Source organism: Pseudomonas sp. FW305-25 (assembly GCF_017351415.1).
GTDB lineage: Bacteria > Pseudomonadota > Gammaproteobacteria > Pseudomonadales > Pseudomonadaceae > Aquipseudomonas > Aquipseudomonas chlororaphis.
Genome location: NZ_JACNDE010000026.1, coordinates 63,613 through 85,180, shown reverse-complemented (window position 1 = coordinate 85,180; position 21,568 = coordinate 63,613). Strand labels below are relative to the sequence as shown.

General features: G+C 66.2%; 17 protein-coding genes. 13 read left to right on the top strand and 4 right to left on the bottom strand.

The features are described from left to right. Nucleotides 1-231 precede the first annotated feature (231 nt). From J4E58_RS22210 to J4E58_RS22180, 7 genes are all read left to right on the top strand, one after another. A complete protein-coding gene (locus J4E58_RS22210; protein WP_087092300.1) occupies nt 232-1,149 on the top strand; it encodes a LysR family transcriptional regulator in 918 nt (305 codons plus the stop codon). Nucleotides 1,150-1,371: 222 nt separating this feature from the next. After that, entirely contained in the window at nt 1,372-2,916 is a 1,545-nt protein-coding gene (locus J4E58_RS22205) for an MFS transporter (protein WP_087092301.1), read from the top strand. A gap of 25 nt (nt 2,917-2,941) precedes the next feature. Next, nucleotides 2,942-4,000, top strand: a complete 1,059-nt coding sequence (locus J4E58_RS22200; RefSeq protein ID WP_087092302.1) for an HlyD family secretion protein — start codon at nt 2,942-2,944, stop codon at nt 3,998-4,000. After that, nucleotides 3,997-5,445: an efflux transporter outer membrane subunit gene (locus J4E58_RS22195; RefSeq protein ID WP_087092303.1), complete on the top strand. Its 1,449-nt coding sequence runs from the start codon at nt 3,997-3,999 to the stop codon at nt 5,443-5,445. Before J4E58_RS22200 ends, J4E58_RS22195 begins: the two co-directional genes overlap by 4 nt. Nucleotides 5,446-5,651: 206 nt before the next feature. After that, nucleotides 5,652-6,161, top strand: a complete 510-nt coding sequence (locus tag J4E58_RS22190; protein ID WP_053259176.1) for a sigma-70 family RNA polymerase sigma factor — start codon at nt 5,652-5,654, stop codon at nt 6,159-6,161. After that, nucleotides 6,158-7,114, top strand: a complete 957-nt coding sequence (locus J4E58_RS22185; RefSeq protein WP_087092304.1) for a FecR domain-containing protein — start codon at nt 6,158-6,160, stop codon at nt 7,112-7,114. The genes J4E58_RS22190 and J4E58_RS22185 overlap by 4 nt, the downstream gene beginning before the upstream one ends. Nucleotides 7,115-7,220: 106 nt before the next feature. Beyond that, nucleotides 7,221-9,686 (top strand): TonB-dependent siderophore receptor, encoded by a 2,466-nt coding sequence (locus J4E58_RS22180; RefSeq protein WP_087092305.1) that lies wholly within the window; start codon nt 7,221-7,223, stop codon nt 9,684-9,686. A 6-nt stretch (nt 9,687-9,692) separates the two neighbouring features. Here J4E58_RS22180 and J4E58_RS22175 read toward each other — a convergent pair whose 3' ends face one another. Beyond that, complete coding sequence (locus tag J4E58_RS22175) at nt 9,693-10,412, bottom strand: DUF3142 domain-containing protein (RefSeq protein WP_087092306.1); 720 nt, start codon at nt 10,410-10,412, stop codon at nt 9,693-9,695. Nucleotides 10,413-10,414: 2 nt separating this feature from the next. Beyond that, nucleotides 10,415-12,586, bottom strand: a complete 2,172-nt coding sequence (locus J4E58_RS22170; RefSeq protein WP_087092307.1) for an outer membrane assembly lipoprotein YfiO — start codon at nt 12,584-12,586, stop codon at nt 10,415-10,417. A 241-nt stretch (nt 12,587-12,827) separates the two neighbouring features. Here J4E58_RS22170 and J4E58_RS22165 point away from each other — a divergent pair, with 241 nt between their 5' ends. The 4 genes from J4E58_RS22165 to J4E58_RS22150 are packed head-to-tail and all read left to right on the top strand — an operon-like array spanning nt 12,828 to nt 17,559. Continuing rightward, nucleotides 12,828-13,616, top strand: coding sequence for an efflux RND transporter periplasmic adaptor subunit (locus tag J4E58_RS22165; RefSeq protein ID WP_087092308.1), 789 nt, complete (start codon nt 12,828-12,830; stop codon nt 13,614-13,616). Continuing rightward, the gene (locus J4E58_RS22160; RefSeq protein WP_087092309.1) at nt 13,613-14,932 is read left to right on the top strand and encodes an efflux RND transporter periplasmic adaptor subunit; all 1,320 of its coding nucleotides are present in this window, start codon (nt 13,613-13,615) and stop codon (nt 14,930-14,932) included. The genes J4E58_RS22165 and J4E58_RS22160 overlap by 4 nt, the downstream gene beginning before the upstream one ends. Further along, nucleotides 14,932-17,028: a biotin/lipoyl-binding protein gene (locus J4E58_RS22155; protein ID WP_087092310.1), complete on the top strand. Its 2,097-nt coding sequence runs from the start codon at nt 14,932-14,934 to the stop codon at nt 17,026-17,028. Before J4E58_RS22160 ends, J4E58_RS22155 begins: the two co-directional genes overlap by 1 nt. 27 nt (nt 17,029-17,055) lie before the next feature. Continuing rightward, entirely contained in the window at nt 17,056-17,559 is a 504-nt protein-coding gene (locus tag J4E58_RS22150) for a GNAT family N-acetyltransferase (RefSeq protein ID WP_007928631.1), read from the top strand. A 60-nt stretch (nt 17,560-17,619) separates the two neighbouring features. On the opposite strand, the gene J4E58_RS22145 is transcribed toward J4E58_RS22150, so the two are convergent. Further along, entirely contained in the window at nt 17,620-17,931 is a 312-nt protein-coding gene (locus J4E58_RS22145; protein WP_007928630.1) for a DUF6916 family protein, read from the bottom strand. A gap of 53 nt (nt 17,932-17,984) precedes the next feature. Next, entirely contained in the window at nt 17,985-18,572 is a 588-nt protein-coding gene (locus J4E58_RS22140; protein WP_007928628.1) for a phage tail protein, read from the bottom strand. A gap of 221 nt (nt 18,573-18,793) precedes the next feature. Here J4E58_RS22140 and J4E58_RS22135 point away from each other — a divergent pair, with 221 nt between their 5' ends. Together J4E58_RS22135 and J4E58_RS22130 are read left to right on the top strand one after the other, a co-directional pair. Then, nucleotides 18,794-20,449: a glycosyltransferase family 39 protein gene (locus J4E58_RS22135; protein ID WP_087092311.1), complete on the top strand. Its 1,656-nt coding sequence runs from the start codon at nt 18,794-18,796 to the stop codon at nt 20,447-20,449. Nucleotides 20,450-20,677: 228 nt separating this feature from the next. Further along, on the top strand, nt 20,678-21,523 hold the full coding sequence (locus tag J4E58_RS22130) for a sulfotransferase (protein ID WP_087092312.1): 846 nt from the start codon (nt 20,678-20,680) through the stop codon (nt 21,521-21,523). The last annotated feature ends 45 nt before the right edge of the window (nt 21,524-21,568 follow it).

The following is a 21,568-nucleotide window of genomic DNA, read 5'->3' as shown; positions in this document are numbered from 1 at the left end:
CCCTCCACGATCCTGTAGCCGCTGCCGAGCCTGCGAGGCTGCGATCGACGGCGCAGCCGGCGCAAAACCTGGCAGCACATTTTGCCTGGCACACCGCATGCGCAGGTCTGGCGAGGACTTCGTCCTCGATCGCAGCCTGCGGCAGCGGCTACAGAAGAGTGGTGTCCATGACTGAAATGACCCTGCTAGCATTGCGCCTGACTCATTCCCGATCAGCCACGAGTGCTCAGCATGCAACTCCCGGACATGAACCTTCTGGTCGCCCTCGACGCCCTGCTCGACGAGGGCAGCGTGGTCGGCGCGGCGCGGCGCATGAACCTCAGCCCGGCAGCCATGAGCCGGACCCTCACGCGGATCCGCGAGGCACTGGGCGATCCGATCCTGGTGCGCGCCGGCCGCGGCCTGGTGCCCACGCCCAAGGCCCAGGAGCTGCGCGGCCAGGTACGTGACCTGGTGGAGCAGGCGGCGCTGGTGTTCCGCTCTGGCGATCAGGTCGACCTCGGCACCCTGCGCCGGCGCTTCAACGTGCGCGCCAACGACTTCTTCGTCGGCGTCTATGGCGGCCGCCTGATCGACACCCTGGAGCGCCAGGCGCCCCATTGCGAACTGCGTTTTGTCCCGGAGGGCGATGGCGACGACGAGGCGCTGCGCGAAGGGCGGATCGACCTGCGGATCAGCAACACCCGGCCGCTGACCCCGGAAGTGAAGGTGCAGAACCTGTTCTCCACCACCTTTGTCGGCCTGGTGCGCGAGCATCATCCGTTGCTCGACGAGGAGATCACCGCCGAGCGTTTTGCCGCCTTCCCGCACATCAGCATGTCCCGGCGCGGCATCGCCCGCGGGCCGATCGATGTGGCGCTCGGCGACCTGGGCCTGCAGCGCCGGGTGCCGCTGATCGCGCCGAGCTTCCATGCCGCGATGTTCATGCTGCCGGACTCGGACCTGATCCTGCCGGTGCCCAAGGAAACCCTGCTCAGCGTGTCGCGCCTGGGCCTGCACCTGCGCTCGTTCGCCTTGCCGATTCCCCTGCCGACCCTGGTGCTGACCCAGGCCTGGCACCCGCGCTACGACAAGGACCCGGCGCACAAATGGTTCCGCGAAACCCTGCGCGCCTCCTGCAACGAAACCTGGCACGCCGCCCAGCCCTGAAAAACCATGTCTCTGTAGGAGCGAGGCTTGCCCGCGATCCGCGAAGCGGCCATTTATCGCGGTGCCAGGTCTGGCCCTATCGCGAGCAAGCTTCGCTCCTACAGGTTTCGGGAGGGCGCAATCATTGCGTTCGGTGCACTTATAAGCTGTCGATAAGTCAGTTTTCGTCAGCTGTCGGGCTTTTTACACTGCTTCGGTATTTCTATCGGAGTCGTTCCCTTCATGAGTTCCCTCGCCGTGGCTGTGCCGGCACCCGCTGAAGTGGCCAGCAAACCGGCAGCTGCCAGCCCCGCGGTCTTCGGCCCGCGAATCATCATCGGCCTGCTCGGCGTATTGCTGGCGGTGCTGGTGTCGGGCCTCAACGAAATGGTGACCAAGATCGCCCTGGCCGACATCCGTGGCGCCCTGGCCATCGGCTATGACGAAGGCACCTGGCTGGTGGCCAGTTACACCGCCACCTCGGTGGCGGCCATGGCCTTCGCGCCCTGGTGTTCGGTGACCTTTTCGCTGCGCCGTTTCACCCTTTGCGCCATCGCCCTGTTCACCGTGCTGGGCGTGCTCTGTCCGTTCGCCCCGAACTACCAGAGCCTGTTGCTGCTGCGCACCGTGCAGGGCCTGGCCGGCGGCGCGTTGCCGCCGATGCTGATGACCGTGGCGCTGCGGTTCCTGCCGGCCAACGTCAAGCTCTACGGCCTGGCCGGCTACGCCCTGACCGCCACCTTCGGCCCGAGCCTGGGCACGCCGCTGGCCGCCCTGTGGACCGAATACGTCGGCTGGCAATGGGCGTTCTGGCAGGTGGTGGCGCCGTGTCTGCTGGCGATGCTCGCGGTGGCCTACGGCCTGCCCCAGGACCCGCTGCGCCTGGAACGCCTCAAGGCCTTCAACTGGCGCGGCCTGCTGCTGGGGTTTCCGGCGATCTGCATGCTGGTGATCGGCATCCTCCAGGGCAATCGCCTGGACTGGTTCGGCTCGCCGCTGATCTGCCTGCTGCTGGGCGGGGGCGCGTTGTTGCTGGTGCTGTTTCTGATCAACGAATGGTCGCAGCCGATTCCGTTCTTCAAGTTGCAGATGCTCGGCATCCGCAACCTGTCGTTCGCTTTGCTGACCCTGGCCGGGGTGCTGGTGGTGCTGACCGCGGTGATCATCATTCCGTCCAGCTTCCTGGCCCAGGTCCAGGGCTACCGGCCGTTGCAGACTGCCCCGGTGATGCTGGTGATGGCCTTGCCGCAGCTGATCGCGCTGCCCCTGGTGGCGGCCCTGTGCAACCTGCGCTGGGTCGATTGCCGCTGGGTGCTGGGCATCGGCCTGACGATGCTGGTGCTGTCGTGCCTGGGCGGCGCGCAGCTGACCTCGGCGTGGATCCGCGACGATTTCTATGTGCTGCAACTGTTGCAGATCTTCGGCCAGCCGATGGCGGTGCTGCCGTTGCTGATGCTTTCCACCGGCAGTATCCAGCCGATCGAGGGGCCGTTCGCGTCCGCCTGGTTCAACACCGTGAAAGGCCTGGCGGCGGTGATCGCCACCGGCGTGCTGGATGCCCTGACCACTCACCGCCTGCACTTTCACTCGACCATGCTGGTGGACAGCCTCGGCAACTCGCCGCTGAGCGCCGTCGACGCCAGCAACCTCGCCCAGCGCCTGCACCGACAGGCCGTGGTGCTGACCTCCGCCGACCTCTACTACGTCATGGCTGGCGTGGCGGCGGCCTTGATCCTGCTGATTTTCTGGCTGCCGACGCGGATCTATCCGCCACGCGCGCCGACTTGAACGTTCACTGAGACAGAAGGTTTTTATGACGATCCACATCAAACACAAACTCGCCGTCAGCGTGGCGGCGGTCGCGGTCCTCGGCGTGCTGGTGTACCTGGTCACCGGCAAGGCCACCGAGCAGACCACCAACGACGCTTTCGTGAGCGCCGACTACACCCTGGTGGCCCCGCGCGTGGCGGGTTTCATCAAGGAAGTGCTGGTGGAAGACAACCAGCGGGTCAAGGCCGGCCAGTTGCTGGCGTTGATCGACGATCGCGACCTGCGCGCCGCGGCCCAGGCGGCGGACGCCGAAACCCTGGTGGCCAAGGCGCAGTTGCAGAACGCCCGCGCCACCCTCGACCGGCAAAGCTCGGTGATCGCCCAGGCCCAGGCCTCGGTGGTGGCCGCGCGGGCGGAAATGGCCTTCGCCGAACATGAACTGAACCGCTACAACCACCTGGCCGGGGTCGGCGCCGGCACGGTGCAGAATGCCCAGCAGGCCCGGACCCGCATCGACCAGGCCAGCGCGCGGCTGGCCACGGCCACCGCGGCGCTGGCGGCGGAACGCAAGCAGGTGGAGATCCTCACCGCCCAGCGCGATGCCGCCGAGGGCGGGCTGAAGCGCGCCCAGGCGTCCCTGGAAATGGCCAGCTACGAGCTGTCCTACACGCGCATCGTCGCGCCGGTGGACGGCATGGTCGGCGAACGCGCGGTGCGGGTCGGCGCCTACGTCACGCCGGGCAGCAAGATCCTCGCCGTGGTGCCGCTGGAGCAGGCCTATGTGGTGGCCAACTTCCAGGAAACCCAGCTGGCCCACATGCACCCCGGGCAACCGGTGCAGGTGCGGGTCGACAGCCTGGACGGCGAAACCCTGCACGGCCGGGTCGAGAGCCTGGCGCCGGCCACCGGGGTGACCTTCGCCGCGGTCAAGCCGGACAACGCCACCGGCAACTTCACCAAGGTGGTGCAGCGCATTCCGGTGAAGATCCTGCTGGAGCCCGGCCAGCCGATGGCCGAGCGTCTGCGGGTCGGGATGTCGGTGGAAGCGAGCGTCGATACCCTGGGCAAGGCCAGCTCCGCGCGTGAGGTGGTGAAGCGATGAGTCGTCTGCTCCAGCCGGTATTCGCCCTGAGCCTGTTGTCCCTGGCCGCCTGCAGTGTCGGCCCGGATTTCCAGCGTCCCGAAGGGCCGCGGGTCGAGGCCTGGGCCACCCCGCAAAAGGCTGCGCCGAGCCAGGTGGTGAGCAGCCCCCTGGACGAGCGCTGGTGGGAGGTCTTCAACGATCCGCAGCTGTCGGCGTTGAGCCGGCGCGTGCTGACCGACAATCTCGACCTGCAACTGGCCACCAGCCGCCTGCAACAGAGCCGCGCGGCGCGCCAGGTGGTCACCGCCGAGCGTTATCCGACCAGCAGCGCCAGCGGCGGTTACGCACGCAAACGTAACAGCGGCGAAGGCCTGAACGACCCTTCGGGGCACGCGGGCAAGTCCGCCTTCAACCTGTGGGACGCCGGCTTCTCGGCGTCCTGGGAGCTGGATTTCTGGGGCCGCGTGCGGCGCGAAACCGAGGCCGCCGACGCGACCCTGGAAGTCGCGGAAAATGATCGGCGCGGGGTGCTGCTGGCGGTGCTGGCCGAGACCGCCCAGGACTACATCCAGCTGCGCGGTGTGCAGAGCACCCGCGCGGTGACCGAGCAGAACCTCGACGTCGCCCGCCACAGCCTCAAGCTCTCGCAGCTGCGCCTGGCCGACGGTGTGGCCACCGACCTGGACGTGGCCGAAGCCGCCGCGCAGGTGGCGACCATCGAGTCGCAACTGCCGGCCTTGCAGCAGCGTCAGGCGCAACTGATCAACGCCCTGAGCCTGCTGATGGGCGAGCCGCCCCAGGCCCTGCACGCCGAACTCGCGGCGGATGCGCCGGTGCCGCAAACCCCGCGCCAGGTCGCCATCGGCCTGCCGTCGCAACTGGCCGAACGCCGCCCGGATATCCGCCAGGCCGAAGCCCGCCTGCATGCCGCCACCGCCAGCATCGGCGTGGCCAAGGGCGACTTTTATCCGCGCATCACCCTGTCGGGCAACTTCGGCTCCCAGGCCATGCAGCTGTCGGACTTCGGCTCCTGGGGCTCGCGCCAGTTCGGCATCGGCCCGCAGTTCAGCCTGCCGCTGTTCGACGGCGGCCGCCTGCGCGGCATGCTGCATCTGCGCGAAGCCCAGCAGCAGGAAGCGGCCGTCGCTTACCAGCAGACCGTGCTGCGCGCCTGGCATGAAATCGACGACCAGCTGACCCGCTACAACAGCAGCCAGCTGCGCCGCGACAGCCTCGCCGAAGCCGTGCGGCAGAACCAGATCGCCCTGCGCACCGCGCAACAGCAATACGTCGAAGGCGTGGTGGACTTCGTCAACGTCCTCACCGTCCAGGGCGCCTTGCTCGCCACCCAGGAACAACTGGTGGAAAGCTCGACCGGCGTTTCCCTGGCCATGGTCGGCCTGTACAAGGCCCTGGGCGGAGGCTGGGAGTCGGTGTATCCGTTGGCGGACGCACGGCCTTGAGCCGCCATTTCCCGCACTGAACGTTTTGCACCGGCGTAGCGAAGGGGGCAAGGCGTGGCGGGGGGAAGACTATGAGCGCTTGTTGCCGATTACGCTTGGGCGGGCACGATCCGCGCAAGTCCGCCGTCGCCCACTGAAGATGCGCTTTGCCTGGAAGGCGGCAAAAGTGTAATGATAATTGCTCTCAATCACGTGCGGTTCCATTCATGGAAGCAACGACTGACGGCAAGGTGCAGCTTCATCGTCTCTATCGCGACCATCACGGCTGGCTGCAAGGCTGGTTGCGCAAGCGCCTGGGCGATCGCGAGCATGCGGCGGACGTGGCGCAGGATACGTTCCTGCGCTTGCTGGTATCGGGGCGTTTTCCGGGGCACCTGGAGAGCCGCAGTTACCTGGCGCAGATCGCCCGCAACCTGGTGATCGACCAGTGGCGGCGCCTGCGCATCGAGCGCGCTTACCTGGAAAGCATCGCCCATCTGCCCGAGCCGCAATCGCCTTCGCTGGAGACCCGGGCGTTGATTCTCGAAACCCTGATGCAGGTCGACGCCATGCTCGACCGCATGCCGGACAAGGTGCGCCAGGCCTTTGTGCTGTCGCAGTTCGAGGGCCTGACCTACGCGCAGATCGCCGAGCGCCTCGGGGTCACCGTCAGCTCGGTGCAGAAGTACATGATCCGCGCCATCCAGGCCTGTTATCAGGTTGTCTACGAAGAATGAGCCGGCACCGCGACGCTCCCATCGCCCCGGTCATCGTCGAGCAGGCCAGCGAATGGCTGATGCTGCACTGGGGCGGTGAGCTGGATGCCGAACAGCGCCAGGCCTTTGCCCGCTGGCAAACCGCCGACCCCGAGCACCAGCGTGCCTGGCAGCGTTTGCAGCAGCTGCAACAGACCCTGGGCGACGTGCCGGCCGACAGTGCGCGCGCGGTGTTGCGCGAGATCCCCGATCCACAACGACGTTCGGCGCTGAAGCTGCTGGGCCTGCTGCTGGTCGCCGGCGGCAGCGCCTACCTGGTGCAAGGCAGCCAGCCCTGGCGCAATGCGTGGGCCGGCCAGCGCACGGCAACCGGCGAGATCCGCCACCTGACCCTCAGCGACGGCACCCGGCTGGACCTCAACAGCGGCACGGCCGTCGATCTGCTGTACAGCGACCGGGAGCGGCGCATCCGTCTGATCAGTGGGGAAATCCAGCTGAGCAGCGGCCGCGACCGCTCGCGGCCGTTGATCGTGGAAACCCCGGCCGGCAATATCCAGGCCCTGGGCACCCGTTTCACCGTGCGGGAAGTCGACGGCGGCACTCGGGTCAGCCTGTACGAGGGCGAGTTGCGGATCAGCCCGCGACAGGCACCGGCGCTGCACCTGCAGGCCGGCAACAGCCTGTGGTTCGACGCCGGCTCGGTGTCGGCGCTGCAGGTGGCTGAGCCGAATGCCAGCAGCTGGAGCCAGGGGCGATTGATCGCCGAGCGTCAGCCGCTGGGGCAGTTCATCAAAGAGCTGTCGCGCTATCGGCCGGGCGTCCTGCGCTGTGACGCCGAGGTCGCCGACCTGCTGTTGACCGGGGTCTTCCCCCTCGATGACAGCGACGCGATTCTCGCCGCGCTGGAGCGCTCGCTGCCGGTACGGGCGCAGGCGGTCACCCGTTATTGGGTGACGCTCAAGCCAAGGGCCTGAAGGCTCGCGTTTGAAATAATCCGGATTTCCCCTTGTCGTTTTTTTCAGCCCGTTCGGGATACCTCTTGAAAGCCGATCAAGACGCATTCTCATGGGGAGTTCCGGAATGCCTTACCAACCGACACCAACCACTCAAACCCTGGCCAGCGCCGTGCGCCGTGGCCTGTTCGCCGGCCTGCTGGCCGTGGCGCCGGTGCTGCCCGGCATGGCCCAGGCCGAAACCGCCAGCCAGAGCGAGTCGCGCCAGTACAACATCGCGGCCGGCAACCTCGACCAAGCCCTGAACCGCTTTGCCAGCGCGGCGGGCATTCTGTTGTCGGTGGATGCGCAGATGACCGCGGGCAAGCGCAGCCCTGGCTTGCAGGGACGTTATCCGGTAGCCGAAGGCTTGCAGCGCTTGCTGGCCGGCAGCGGGTTGCAGGCACAGCAGGCGGGTGGTGGCTGGCTGCTGGTGCCGGTGAGTCAGGACGGCCCGCTGCAACTGGGGGCGACCCAGGTCAGTGCCGCACAGGTCGAGGAGAGTGCCTGGGGGCCGGTGCAGGGCATCGTCGCCAAGCGCAGCGCCACGGGGAGCAAGACTGACTCGGCGCTGGTGGAGATCCCCCAGACCATCAACGTGATCACCGCCGCGGAAGTCAGCGCTCGCGGGGCCCAGAGCGTCACCGAAGCCCTGCGCTACACGCCGGGCATGACCGGCGGCGGCTTCGCCGACCGGGTGAAGATTTTCGATGAGCCGACATCCCGTGGTTTCTCGCCCACCCCGCTGTACCTGGACGGCCTGCACCTGCCCTATGGCGGCGGCAGCACCGGCGGCGCCCTGCAGATCGAACCCTTTTCCCTGGAGCGCATCGAGGTGCTCAAGGGCCCGGCGTCGGTGTTGTACGGGCAGAATCAGCCGGGCGGCATCGTCAACATGGTCAGCAAGCGCCCGACCGAGACGCCGCTGCACAAAGTCGTGCTGCGGGCCGGCAACTACGACTACAAAAGCGCCGCCATCGACCTGGGCGGCCCGCTGGATGAGCAAGGCCAGTTTCTTTATCGCCTCACCGGGGTGGTCAACGACAGCCAGTCGGAGATCGACTATGTCGAGCAGAAGCGTCAGTTCATCGCCCCGAGCCTGACCTGGCGGCCCAGCGAAGACACCAGCCTGACGCTCTTCGCCCAATTCCAGAAAGACAACGATGTGCCCGAGGCCCAGGGCCTGCCGAGCGTGGGCACGGTGTTCGCCAACCCCAACGGCAAGATCGATCGCGACCTGTTCCTCGGCGAGCCGGGGGTCAACGCCTATGACCGTGAGCAGTTCGTGCTGGGCTATGAGTTTTCCCATCGCCTGAACGACACCTGGACCCTGAAGCAGAACACCCGCTACGCCGATGTCGACGACCGTTACCGCGCGCCGCTGCATGGCTATCGCTTCGTCACCAACCCCAAGACCGGGCTCAACGACCAGCGCTACAGCACCCGTTACGGCGTGGACTGGAAGCAGCACAACAAGGTGCTGGGTGTGGATAACATCGCCCAGGCCGAGTTCGACACCGGGGCCTTCAACCACACTCTGATCGTCGGGCTCGACTACTACCACTTCAACTCCAAGTTCGACGGCAAGTACGACTTCAACCCGCCGATCATCGACCTGTTCACCCCGACCTACGGCCAGTCGCTGAATTTCGGCAACCCTCATCGCTGGGACAACACCATCACCCAGACCGGCCTGTACCTGCAGGACCAGATCAAGCTCGATCAGTGGATCTTCGTGCTCGGCGGTCGCTACGACTGGGCCGAGGTCGACAACAAGACCCCGTTGAATGGCGGCCACACCAACAGCAAGGACCAGGCGTTCACCGGGCGCGCGGGCATCGTCTACCTGTTCGAAAATGGCCTGGCGCCTTTTGTCAGCTATTCGGAATCCTTCCTGCCGCAAAGCGGCACCAACGTCGGCGGCCAGCCCTTCGATCCTTCCACCGGCAAGCAATATGAAGTGGGGGTGAAATACCAGCCGCCGGGGCAGAGCAGTTTCGTGCAGATCTCGGCCTATGAGCTGGAGCAGGAAAACCTGCTGACGAGCGACCTGGGCAACCCGGGTTTCAGCACCCAGAGCGGTGCGCTGCGTTCCCGGGGCATCGAGCTGGAAGGCAAGGCCAGCCTCACTGAAGCGCTGGACGTGATTGCCTCGATGTCGCGCAACGACATCAAGTACACCAAGGACAACGATGGGCGCAAAGGCCGGCATCCGGCGGGCAACCCACCGCTGACCGCGGCGTTGTGGGTCAACTACAGGCTGCTGGGCGATACGCCTCTGGCTGGTCTTGGCGCGGGTGTGGGCGCGCGTTATGTGCGCGGCAGCTATGGCGACTATTACGCCGGGGCGTTCCAGATTCCTTCCTACACCGTGTACGACGCCGCTCTCACCTACGACTTGAGCATGTCGCCGCTGCAATGGAAGGGCGTGAAGCTGGCGCTCAACGTGAAGAACCTGGAGAACAAGACCTACGTCGACCGTTGCGCCGGCACATTCGACTGCTATTACGGCGAAGGCCGGACCATGGTTTCGAGCCTGAGCTACGACTGGTAAGGCGCCTCAGCGCGGATTCTGCAAAAACACCACATACCCCCTGAACCACGGGCTGTCTCGCAGATAGCCCGGCTCCTGCCATTCGCCGCCCTGGATCAACCCCACCTTGAACGGCAGGCCCATGCGGTCGAGGCGGGGCAGGTAGGCGGCGTAGTTGGGGATGCTGTGGCGACCCTGGTAGGTCTGCACCACCACTTCGTCGATGACGCCCTTGAGCCCGGCGATGGCCTCGGGGTTGGCGTTGCTGCTCCAGTCCATCAGGCCGGTGATGCTCAGGCGGTACTGCGCAGGCAGGCGCTGGCGCAGGTCGCGCAGGAAGCTGGCGTACTCGTCGAGGTAGCGGGTGCGGGCGTCGAAATCGATCTGGATGCCGACCACCGGGTTGCCGGCCTGCTGCCAGCGCTGCACCTGGCCCAGCAACTGGCGGTAGACCGGTTCCGGCCAGTGCAGGGTGTGGGCGCGATAGACCACCCAGACCTCGCCCTGGCGCAGGCGCGGAATGGCCATGCCCTGGGCGATGAAGTGCACGTTGCCGCTCGGGTCGCGACGCGAACGGCTGATCTGCCCTTGCAGGATGTACAGGGTCTTGGCCTGGTTCAGCACCGGCTGCGGGGCGACGCCGCTCCACAGCCAGAAGGCATCGTGATCGCGGGCGTCGACCGCCGCCTGGGCACCGCCGGCCAGCAACAGCCAGACCGGCAGCAGGCATCGCCAGAAGCGGCTCATGCTTACCAGTAGTACTGCTGCGACTTGCCCCACTGGGTGTCGGCGAAGGTGCCTTTGAGCTGGCGGAACCAGGCCTTGCGCACCGCGGGCTCCACGTCTTTGCCGCCACAGCGGTTGTTGCCCGAGGATGCAAAGCAATTGATCGCGCGGTACAGGGCGTAGGCGCGGTCGTCGCGTGGCGCCTTGCTGTTGGCGATCACCTGTTTGTAGCCCTCGAGGCGGGAGAACGGTTCGCCCTTGAAAGCCGACGGCGTGCCGCCCAGGGACTGCTTGTCGGGCTGGCTGTCCAGCGGCATGCCGTCCAGGCCATTGCGCAGGATGAACTCACCGAGGCAGTTCAGGCCTTGCGGGCTTTTCCCATCCTTCTCCAATGCCGTCGCGGTTTCTGCGATGCTCGGGCAGACGTAGCCGGACTCGGCCTCTTTGCCGTTCCACTGGAACAGCTTGAGCGACTGGCCGTTGCTGTAGACGTAACCCAGGCTGTAGCCAAGCTTGTCTTCAGGGGCGCTGGCGGGAAGCTGCGCAAGGTCGCTGGCAAAGGCCGCGTACTGGCCGCGCAGCAGGTCCTTGTAGAGCAGCACGAACTGCGCGGTATTCCGTTCCACCGGGTCGGCGGCCTGGCTGATCTGCTGGCGCAGCAGCGTGGCATCGGCCACGTTGCGCAGCAGGGTGAAGCGCACCTGCGGGCTTTGGATCGGCGAGTCGGCGGCGAACACCTTGGCCAGTTGCTGGTTGCGCTCGTAGTTCATGGCCAGGGCCAGCTCCAGCTGTTCCCGTTGCAGCGGTTGCTTGGCCAGGGGCAGCAGTTGCAGCCACAGGGCTTGTGCGCCCGGGCCGTCGTTCTTCGCTTCCAGGGCCAGGCCGCGCAGGGTCTGCTGGCTGAAGGCGAGGTAGTCGAGGTTGGTCGCAGGCTCGGCGGGCAGAAGTTTCAGCGCGGCGTCCGGGTCGTTGTCGACGTACAGGGCGAAGGCCGCTTGCAGGTAGTCGTACAGCGCCGGTTGCCCGGCGAAGACCGCCTTCTGTTGCTGCAAGGCGGCGCGGGTCAGCCGGCCTTCGGCTTGCTCGCGCATCCACATCAGGTCGTTGACCGCCAGCAGCAGGGGCGTGCTGACCGGGTTGCGGTTGACCATCAGCAGCTTGGTGTCGACTTCTTCCACCAGATCGTCCAGCGACAGGTTGCGCTGCTCGTCCTTGGCCTGGGTCATTTGCCAGGCGTAGTCGGCGGCGAGTTTGTCGGGGTTGCCGTCCAGCCAGTGCACCCGGCGCAGCAGGCCCTTGGCCGAGGCGACGTAGGCACCCTGTGGATAAGTTTGCAGGTAGGCGTCGAAGCCGGCTTCGGCCTGTTGCAGGGTGGACTTATCCACATGCTCGAGCGCCGGCATGCCGTATTCGTCGAAGGCGTTCTGCTGGGCGCTGTTGAGGAGCGTACGGGCGTTCATGTACAGCGCGGTCTCTTTCAGCCAGGCATTCGGGCTGTCCTTGAGCGTGGCGAACGCCGCGCCGGCCTCGCTGAAGCGGCCGCTGTAGAAGTCGCCGGCGGCCTGTAGATAAGTGGCGAAACCCTTGCCCAGCGGTGTCTGCAGGTCGGCCGGCAACAGGCTGGCCAGTTGCGGGCTGTCCCAGTTGCAGGCGGCGAGCAGCTTGACCCGGCTCTGCGCCAGTGCCTGGCGTTCGCTGGCCGGCAGGTCGGCGGCGATCAGTTGGTCGACGAAGGCCTGGGCGCTGGCGTCCGAGTTGCTGCGGCAGCGGCTGCCTTCGCCGGACAGGAAGGCATCGCCGGCTGCTTGCGGGGTTTCGCGCACCACCTGCAAGGACTCCAGGCGGCCGTTGAGGTCAGTGTCCTCCGAGGTTTGCGAGGTATCCGCGTCCTCAGGGCCGGGCGCGGGTTGCAGGCGAAATACTGGAAACGGCACCGCCCCATAACCCTCGTCCAGGTTATCGGCGTCCAGCGCTTTCGGCGCCAGGGGCAAGGCGCCGCTGTCGGCCAGCAACAGGCGCAGGTTCACCCGGCTGTCGTTGCCCGGGTTGAGAAACGGCAGGCTGCTGCAGCTGTCGAGGTTTTTTTTGAGCAGGGTCCAGTGCGGGTAACAGGAATCGTCGGAGCTGGCCTGGGCCTGATTGCAGAGGAGGGCGCCGAGCGCCAGTGTCAAAGACGACAAAAGACCGATACGCATGAATTGTCCTTAATCCGAAACTATGGGAGCCGAAGGTCCAAGTGTGGTGCAAATCATACAGAAGGCATTCGCTGGCATCTAAAATACCCACACGACCCGATACACGCCGCGCCGGACAAGGCATCTATGCTGTCAGGCGGGTGCTCGATGCGGTTGTCGGGATAGATAAAGATAGTGGCCACTTGCTTGACGCTTGCGCTTGCTGTCTTAGACTCCGCCCATCCGTCAGGGAGTTACGGTTATGCGGCGATTTCATGGATTGGGATTGGGATTCGGATTGACCTGCCTGGTGTGCGTGGCCCAGGCGCAGACGCCTGCACCAGACGATCCACTGCTCAATGACAGCGCTGCCGGCGCCGCCGTGGCCAGCGGCAGCGAAGCGCGCGGCGTGCTGCGGGCCAAGGATCAGGCGGTACTGGCCGGCGAGCTGTCCGGGCGCATCGTCGAGTTGCCCTACAGCGAAGGCGAGTCCTTCAAGAAAGGCGAGGTGCTGGCGCGCTTCGATTGCTCGGCCTACCAGGCCCAGCTCAATGCCGCCCAGGCCGCCAGCCGTGGCGCCAACGAAGAGCTGGCGCACAACCGCCAACTGGCTTCGCTCAACTCGGTCGGCCGCTTCGAAGTGGCGCGAGCCGCGGCCAAGGTCTCCGAGACCCAGGCGCAATCCCAGGTCTATCAGGTGCAGGTCAAGCGTTGCAGCGTGATCGCGCCGTTCGATGGGCAGGTGGTGGCGCGCAAGGTACAGCGCTACGAAAGCGTGACGGCCGGCTCGCCCTTGCTGGAAATCGTCGACAACCGTTCCCTGGAAATCCACCTGCTGGTGCCGTCGAGCTGGATGGGCAAGCTCAAGGCCGGGCAGACCTTCAGCTTCGTCCCCGATGAAACCGGCAAGCCGCTGGCCGCCATGGTCAAGCGCCTCGGCGCGCGGATCGACGAAGGCAGCCAGACGCTGCTGCTGGTGGCGGCCGTACCCAACGCCGAGGGCCTGTTGGCGGGCATGAGCGGCACGGCGAGGTTCGCGGAGCTCAAATGAACGCGCCGGTAGCGGGCGCCGCCGAGCAGGTCTTCGCCCGGTTCCTCGACCTGGAGCGCCAGACCCGCGCCGCGCGCACGGTCGAGCAACTGGCCTACAGCCTGGTCAACGACAGCCAGGCACTGTTCGGCTATCGCCACGCGGCGCTGGTGATCGCCGGCAAGGTCCGCGCGGTGACCGGCGTCAGCGCGCTCGATCCGAATGCGCCCTTTGTGGCTTTCGTCGAACAGGCGGTGGCCCAACTGTTCAAGCTCGAACTCGCGCAGCAGGCGCGGGTGGTCGCGGCCGAGCAACTGAGCGCCCCGGTACGGGCCGACTGGCAGAGCCTGTCGGCGGCGCAAGTGTTCTGGTTACCGCTGATCGATCGTCAGGGCGTGCTCTTTGGTGGCCTGTGGCTGGCCCGCGACAACCCGTGGAACCCTTCCGAACAAGTATTGCTGGCACAACTGGGCGACACCTACAGCCACGCCTGGCTGGCGCTGCAACCGCGCAAGCCGTGGCGCCTGCGCTGGAACCGCAAACGCCGGCTGGCGCTGTTGGCGGTGGTGTTGCTGGGCTTGCTGATTCCGGTCCGGCAATCGGTGCTGGCACCGGCCGAAGTGGTGCCGCTGGGTGGGCGTGTGGTGGCGGCGCCGCTGGATGGGGTGATCGCCGAGTTCCTGGTCAAGCCCAACCAGACGGTGAAGACCGGCGACCTGCTGCTGCGTTTCGAAAACACCACCCTCAATGCCCAGGCCGATGTCGCCGCCCGCGCCTTGGGCGTGGCCGAGGCGGAACTGAAGGCCAATTCCCAGCGGGCCTTCGCCGATGCCGAATCCAGCTCGAAGATCGACCTGCTGGCGGCCCGGGTCGAACAGAAACGCGCCGAACGCGATTACGCCCGCGAATTGCTCAAGCGCAGCGAAGTACGGGCCGAACGCGATGGCATCGCGGTGTTCGCCGACGCCGAGCGCTGGACCGGCAAACCGGTGCAGACCGGCGAGCGCCTGATGGAAATCGCCGACCCGAGCCAGGCCGAGTTGCGCATCGAACTGGCCGTGGGCGATGCCATTGCCCTGGAGCCCGGCGCGCAGGTGGCGCTGTTTCTCGACAGCGACCCGTTGCAGCGCCATCTGGCCAGCCTCGAACGGGCGGCCTACGAGGCGCAGCCGACGCCGGGCGGGCAATTGGCCTACCGCCTCGATGCGCGTTTTCGCGACGCGCCGCCGCGGATCGGCCTGCGCGGCACGGCCAAGCTCTTTGGTGAGCGCGCGCCGCTGGCGCTGTACCTGCTGCGCCGCCCGCTGGCCGGTCTGCGGCAGAGCGTGGGCCTGTAATGAACCTGCCGGGCCTGCGCGCGGACTTGCAGCTGTCGCCGGCGGCGCCGGCGCTGGACGGTTCGCCGCGCTGGACCCTGGCCGACCCGGTGCGCGGCCGCTATTTCAAGCTCGGCGCGGCGGCGATGCGCTTGCTCAGGCATTGGTCCCTGGGGGACGCCGGGCAGGTGCTGCGCGCCGCCAACCGCGAGCCGGGGCTGCCCCTGGGCGGAGCGGAACTGGAAGAGCTGCTGGGCTTTTTGCGCAGCCATGACCTGATCACCGCCCTCGATCCGCAGCAGCGCGCCAGCTATGAGCTCAAGGCCGCCGCCCAGCACCAGAGCCTGTGGCAGGTGCTGCTGCACCAATACCTGTTCTTTCGTATTCCGCTGTGGCGCCCGGACGCCTTTCTCAATCGCGCCTGGCCGTGGCTGGCGCGGTTCGGCCCGGGGTTGCTGCGCTACGGCTTGCCCCTGACCCTGGGGCTGGGAGTGTTTCTGGTGTCGCGGGACTGGCAGCGCTTCCTGGCGACCTTTCCCCACCTGTTCAGCCTCGGCGGCGCCCTGGCGTTTGGCGTGGCGCTGTTCTTCGCCAAGCTGTGCCATGAGTTCGGCCACGCCTTCATGGCCAAGCGCGCCGGTTGCCGGGTGCAGAGCATGGGGGTGGCGTTCATGGTGCTGCTGCCGATGTTCTACACCGACGTCAGCGATGCCTGGCGGGTCAATGACCGTCGCGCGCGCTTGCTGATCGGCGCCGGCGGCGTGCTGGCCGAGCTGCTGCTGGCCAGCATCGCCCTGCTGGCCTGGTCGCTGCTGCCGGACGGCCCGGCGCGCACCGCGGCCTTCATGCTCGCGAGCGCCACCTGGATTACCACCCTGGTGATCAACTTGAACCCCTTCATGCGCTTCGACGGCTACTTTCTGCTCAGCGATTTCTGGGAGGTGGACAACCTCCAGGGGCGGGCCTTCGCCCTCTGTCGCTGGCGCCTGCGCGAGGCCTTGTTCGGCTATCGGCAGCCGGCGCCGGAGCCCTGGTCGCCGGCCATGCAGCGGCGTCTGCTGTGGTGGGGTTATGGCTCGTGGCTGTGGCGCGCGGTGCTGTTTTTCGGGATTGCGCTGGCGGTGTACCACCTGTTTTTCAAGCTGCTGGGCATCTTCCTGATGCTGGTGGAACTGGTCTGGTTCATCTTTTTGCCCATCGTGCGGGAATGGCGCGAATGGTGGACGCGCCGCGAACAGGCCCACGCGCCACGGGTATTGCTCAGCGGCCTGGGGTTGTTGGCGGCGCTGCTGCTGGTGGCGGTGCCCTGGCGCGGCTCGGTGGAGGTGCCGGCGATGCTCGAAGCCGGACGCGCCAGCGCCTTGCATGCGCCAGTGGCGGCGCGGGTCCGGCAGGTCAATGTTAGCGACGGCCAGGCGGTGAGCAAGGACCAGGTTTTGGTTGAGCTCGAATCCCCGGACCTGGCCTCGCGCCAGGCCATCGCTCGGCGGGAAATCGAGATCCAGCAATTGCAGATGCGCCGCCGCGCCGGGCGCAGCGAGACCGCCGCCGATGCCGGGATCGTCGAGCAGCAGCTGGCCGAGGCCGTGGCCGAACACCGCGGCCTGTCGGCGCAACGCGAGCGCCTGCTGCTGCGCGCACCCGAGGCCGGCCAACTGCGCGACTTGCTGCCGCAACTGCAGGTGGGCCGCTGGGTTTCGCCCAAGGAGCCGCTGGCCCGGGTGGTCGAGCCGGGGGCGCGCTTGCGTGGTTTTCTCGCCGAGGCCGACCTGTGGCGGGTCGCGCCGGGCGCCACGGGGCGCTTTATCGCCGACGACCCGATGCACCCGGCGCTCGAGGTGCAATTGACCGAAGTCGATACCAACGGCGTGGCGTATATCGATCAGGAGGCGCTGACCTCCGATCACCATGGGCCGATTGCCGTGCGCCGCGATGAAAACCGCCGCGCCGAACCGGTCCAGGCGCAGTACGGCGCGCGGCTCAAGGTGCTCGATGCCAGCGTCACCCCGAGCCAGCCGCTGCGCGGCGTGGTGGTGTTGCAGGGGCGTGGCGAGTCGCTGCTCGGTACGGCCTGGCGGCGCCTGGCGGCGCTGGGCGTGAGGGAAAGCGGGTTCTGAAACAAGGAATTTTCAGGGAGAACGCATATGTTGCATAAGGATTCGGCCATGTCCGATGGCCTGGTGGTACGTCCGTCGCGGCCCACCGACGGACCGTTCCTGCAAAGCCTTTACCGTTCGGCGCGCAGCGATCTGCAATGGATCGATGGCGAACAGGAGCAGATCGAGCAGGTGATCGCCCAGCAGTTCCAGGTCCAGGAGCAGGGGGCGGGGGAGAACTTCCCCGGCGCCATGCACTACGTGATCGAAAAGCTCGGCAGCGCCATCGGTGCCCTGACCACCGATTTCGGCGCCAATGAAATTCGTGTGCTGTACCTGGCGTTCATTCCCGCCGCCCGCGGTCGCGGTTATGGGCGCACGGTGCTGCAGGGCGTGCAGAAAGCCGCCGAGCAGGTGCGCTGCCCGGTGGCCACGGTGGTCTGGGCCAGCAACCCCCATGCGCGCCGGCATTACCTGGCGCTGGGGTTTCAGGTCGAGGAAGCCAACCCGGCGGCCGAGCGGCTGGTGTGGTACCCCGGCCCGCGCGGCTGAGCGGCGTAATTCGGCGGGTTCGAGCCGGTGCCCGGGGCGCTGCCGCCAGGCACGCTCGGTTCAGTTGAAGGCGATATAGAAATAGCCCAGCGTCGGATCGCGGCCCAGGGCCGGCACCCGTGACACGAACATGCCCTGCAGGTGGCCGACGCCGGGCAGTTCCAGGTCGCACAGGCCGTCGACGAACGCTGTCGGCGCCAGGCTGTTGAGCTCGACGCAGAAGGGCATGCGCGGGCTGTTCGGCATGCGGGACTGGGGAGTGTCCTTGATGGACTCGATATGGACCGGCAACACGCTGCCGTCCGGTAGCAACAGATTGCAGGTTTGCCCCAGCAAAGGCTGGAAATGCTCACTTTGCAGCAGATGCAGCATGGCGCCACTCCTGGCCGGAAAAAGGGCCGGGGGAATGTCCCCCGGCGCGAACTTCAATTGCGCGATGGGAACAGACCGTTCAAGGCCACGCTGAAGTTGATCACCAGGAACGGGTTCATGACTTCCAGCGGCAGGCCGTTGCCGGCGGGCGAGATGGTGCCGGAGATCGTGGTGCTGACCCCTTGGAGGGGCACCGGCGTGGCACCCAGCCCGTCGGAATAGATGGTCGCGGTGCCCGGCCCGCCGCCGGAGGTGCCGATGAACGAGTTGGTGGCCGTCGGCACGCTGACCGGGCTGCTGGCAGGGTTGGCCAATTGCAGCGTGGTGGCGGCGTTTACGCTGGCGAGGGTGTGGGTGTGGGACGGCAGGTTGTTGAGGGTCGGGGTGACGTTTTCGGTGCCGGAAACCTCGCCGATCACCCGTGGCGTCAGGCCCAGCCCGTTACCCTGGCCGATGGGCAGCCGCCCTTGCAGGTTCGGCAACTGGAAGTTGGTGGTGCCGTTGCCGCCGTAGTAGGTGCCCAGCAGCGAAAACAGCGCCTGGTACTGCGAGATTCCCAGGGTCTGGCCGTAACACGAGGCCCAGCCGTTGGGAGGGAAGTTAAAGGAAAAAGCTTGAATGGTGCCCATGAACACTTCCATAGTTTTTTATCCTTCAGGTTAATCAGTGGAACTCCTTGAGCCGATCCCTGGTGTCTGGCCTGACAGCTTGACCGATACGGTCAGAACGCCAAGCGGGCTCGTTGACAGCAATGGTTAGCGTAGACGCTGTTCCGCCAGTCGCCTGGGGTGATGGGGTGCCTTATGTCTGGCCGGATAAACAGCGATGCTGTGGTGGTAAAACGTTGGTGCAGGGGACATTCATGGCGTTTCGCAGAGAGCCGCAATTGCTGGATACGGCCGGGCCGGGCATCGCCAATCGGCTGGCGAGCGACGCACAGCGCCTGGTCGCGGTGCTGCGGGCGTACTGGCTGCTGCCGATTTTGCTGCTGGCGGCGGCCACCCGTTTCTACGACCTGACCGCCGCGGCCATCTGGGGCGATGAAGGCTCCAGCCTGCTGCTCAGCCGCTACAGCCTGAGCGAACTCTGGGTGCATGCCGCCCACGATGTGCATCCGCCGCTGTACTTCATGCTGCTGCGCGGCTGGATCGCGCTGTTTGGCGACGGCATCTTTGCCATTCGCAGTTTCAGCGCCTGGCCGGGGATCGTCTGTGTCGGCCTGGGGGTGTGGCTGGTGGCGCAGATCGCCAGCCGCCGTGCGGCGATCCTCGCCGGGTTCCTGCTAGCCCTGCTGCCCACCGCCGTGCGCTACAGCCAGGAAGTGCGCATGTATGCCTTGTTGGGGGTGTGGCTGCTCGGCGCCACCCTGGCCTTGGTGTACTGGCTCAGGCAGCCCGCACGCCAGCGCTATCTGGTGTATTACACGCTGCTGATGAGCGCGGCGTTCTACACCCACTATTTCACCGCGCTCTGTGTGCTTGCCCACTGGGCGTACCTGTTGCTGTTGCGCCTGCAAGCGACGCCTGCGAGCCGGGCGATCAACCAGCCGGGCTGGTGGCTGGCCAACCTCGCCATCGTCATGCTGTTCACCCCCTGGCTGCCGGGGCTGGTGGACCTGTTGCAGCATATCGACCAGCTGAAAGCCAGCGGCGATGTGGGCTGGGAACCGTCGGTGGAGTTTTTTTCATTGCCCTCGATGGTCTGGCAATTGCTGACCCAGGACGATGGCGAAAGCCGTTCCCCGCTGCTGTTCGCGGGCCTGCCGCTGCTGGTGCTGAGCGTTGTCGCAATGCTCGCCTGGCGCGACCGCACGCCCTGGCGCTGGAGCTGGCTGCTGGCGACCTACAGCGTGCTGCCGCTGTTGCTGGTGTTTGCGGTGTCATTCGTTTCGCCGGTGTTCATCGAGCGCTACCTGACGGCCTATGCCCTGGGCCTGCCGCTGCTTTTCGCGATGGCGATCGACCGGCTGCTGGAGCATGCCCAGGTGCATGCCCGCGCGCTGGCGCTGGCGGTCCTGCTGCTGTTCGCCGGGGCCGAGGGGGTCGGCCTGAACAACAACGCCACGGTGGATAGCAGCGATCAGATCAGCGTGCTGGTGGACTACGTGAACCAGCGCTACGTGGCCGGCGACCGGATCGTTACCAGCGACCTGCTGTGGTACCTGAGCTACGTCTACTACAACCGTACCGACGCCCAGCCGCTGCTCTACACCCCGCCCACGCCCGCCGGCGTCTCCACTCGGCCCAACGCCTATGGTTTCGGCACCCTGGTCGAGCAGCAGGCTGACAGGCTTTACCTCGACCGGCTGTCGGCGTTGCCGGTGGGCAGTGGTCGCGTCTGGCTGATCGGCACGGCCGACCAACCCGACGAATTCGCCCCGCTGCCGGCGCAATGGCGAAAAACCGGCGAGTTCACCGCCGGCGGAGTCACGGCGCGGTTGCTGGTGATATGCGGCGTGGCGCAGGGCCAGGCGTCGGTGCAAGCACTGTGCACCCAGGCTGGGAAACCTGCGGGATAGCGGTCTTGGGCGGTTTTGCGCAAAAAATCGGCCTGTGAGCCGGTCGATGACGAAAGGCAGAATTCAGGGCCAGCAGTGGCTTAATCGGTTCACGTCCAGTCCCAGAGCGGCGAGTGTTTTTAAAACACACGTTTTTATGGTTTTTGCTTCGAATTGATATCAAAGCACCACTAGTTGGTTTTCTGACCTTGCACTACGCTTTTCCCTACAAATGGACTTATAGCTAGGGTGAAGGGATTGCCGCAGTTCCATTTTATCTCCGGTTTACCGCGCTCAGGGTCGACCCTGCTGTCGGCCATCCTGCTGCAGAACCCGCGCTTTCACGCCGGCATGACCAGCCCGGTGGGTGCGCTGTTCAGCGGCATCCTCGAACAATGCAGCGCCGGCAGCGAATTCGGCGCGGTCATCGACATCGATATGCGCCGCCGCCTGCTGCGCGGGCTGTTCGACTCCTACTACGCCGACAAGGCCGATAAACCTGTTGTCTTCGACACCAATCGCCAATGGTGCGCGCGCCTGCCGGCCTTGAAGGACCTGTTTCCCAAGGCCAAGACCATCGCCTGTGTGCGCAATGTCGCCTGGGTCATGGACAGCCTGGAACGGCTGTACCGGGCCAACCCTTTCGAAAACACCAAGCTGTTCGGCGATGCGGTCGAGCGCAACTCGGTCTACAGCCGCTGCGAAACCCTGGCCCAGCACAACCGGCTGGTGGGGTATGCCTGGACCGCCTTGAAAGAAGCCTATTACGGCGAAAACGCCGATTCGCTGCTGATCGTCGACTACGACCTGCTGAGCCAGGCCCCGGAGCGGGTGATGCGGCTGATCTACGACTTTATCGACGAACCCTGGTTCGAACACGATTTCGACCGCCTGGCCTACGACGCGCCCGAGTTCGACCAGGCGCTGGGGGTCGCGGGCCTGCACAAGGTCAAGGCGCGGGTGGCGCTGCAGTCGCGGCGCACCATCCTGCCGCCGGACCTGTTCGAGAAGTATGCGGAGCTGTCCTTCTGGAAAGACGGGGCATCCAGCGCCGCCAATGTCATTCGCATGAAATCCGACGCCGCGGTCCGTTGACCGCGGTTTTCATTTGCACCTTTCAGCACGTTCGAGTCCGGGTGA

Excerpts from the sequence above, each read along its gene's own strand:
- J4E58_RS22190 (WP_053259176.1), top strand. The coding sequence starts at position 5,652 with ATGGAAGCAACGACTGACGGCAAGGTGCAGCTTCATCGTCTCTATCGC.
- J4E58_RS22180 (WP_087092305.1), top strand. The coding sequence starts at position 7,221 with ATGCCTTACCAACCGACACCAACCACTCAAACCCTGGCCAGCGCCGTG.
- J4E58_RS22195 (WP_087092303.1), top strand. The coding sequence starts at position 3,997 with ATGAGTCGTCTGCTCCAGCCGGTATTCGCCCTGAGCCTGTTGTCCCTG.
- J4E58_RS22185 (WP_087092304.1), top strand. The coding sequence starts at position 6,158 with ATGAGCCGGCACCGCGACGCTCCCATCGCCCCGGTCATCGTCGAGCAG.
- J4E58_RS22140 (WP_007928628.1), bottom strand. The coding sequence starts at position 18,572 with ATGGAAGTGTTCATGGGCACCATTCAAGCTTTTTCCTTTAACTTCCCT.
- J4E58_RS22165 (WP_087092308.1), top strand. The coding sequence starts at position 12,828 with ATGCGGCGATTTCATGGATTGGGATTGGGATTCGGATTGACCTGCCTG.
- J4E58_RS22150 (WP_007928631.1), top strand. The coding sequence starts at position 17,056 with ATGTTGCATAAGGATTCGGCCATGTCCGATGGCCTGGTGGTACGTCCG.
- J4E58_RS22205 (WP_087092301.1), top strand. The coding sequence starts at position 1,372 with ATGAGTTCCCTCGCCGTGGCTGTGCCGGCACCCGCTGAAGTGGCCAGC.
- J4E58_RS22145 (WP_007928630.1), bottom strand. The coding sequence starts at position 17,931 with ATGCTGCATCTGCTGCAAAGTGAGCATTTCCAGCCTTTGCTGGGGCAA.
- J4E58_RS22200 (WP_087092302.1), top strand. The coding sequence starts at position 2,942 with ATGACGATCCACATCAAACACAAACTCGCCGTCAGCGTGGCGGCGGTC.
- J4E58_RS22160 (WP_087092309.1), top strand. The coding sequence starts at position 13,613 with ATGAACGCGCCGGTAGCGGGCGCCGCCGAGCAGGTCTTCGCCCGGTTC.
- J4E58_RS22135 (WP_087092311.1), top strand. The coding sequence starts at position 18,794 with ATGGCGTTTCGCAGAGAGCCGCAATTGCTGGATACGGCCGGGCCGGGC.
- J4E58_RS22155 (WP_087092310.1), top strand. The coding sequence starts at position 14,932 with ATGAACCTGCCGGGCCTGCGCGCGGACTTGCAGCTGTCGCCGGCGGCG.
- J4E58_RS22210 (WP_087092300.1), top strand. The coding sequence starts at position 232 with ATGCAACTCCCGGACATGAACCTTCTGGTCGCCCTCGACGCCCTGCTC.
- J4E58_RS22175 (WP_087092306.1), bottom strand. The coding sequence starts at position 10,412 with ATGAGCCGCTTCTGGCGATGCCTGCTGCCGGTCTGGCTGTTGCTGGCC.
- J4E58_RS22170 (WP_087092307.1), bottom strand. The coding sequence starts at position 12,586 with ATGCGTATCGGTCTTTTGTCGTCTTTGACACTGGCGCTCGGCGCCCTC.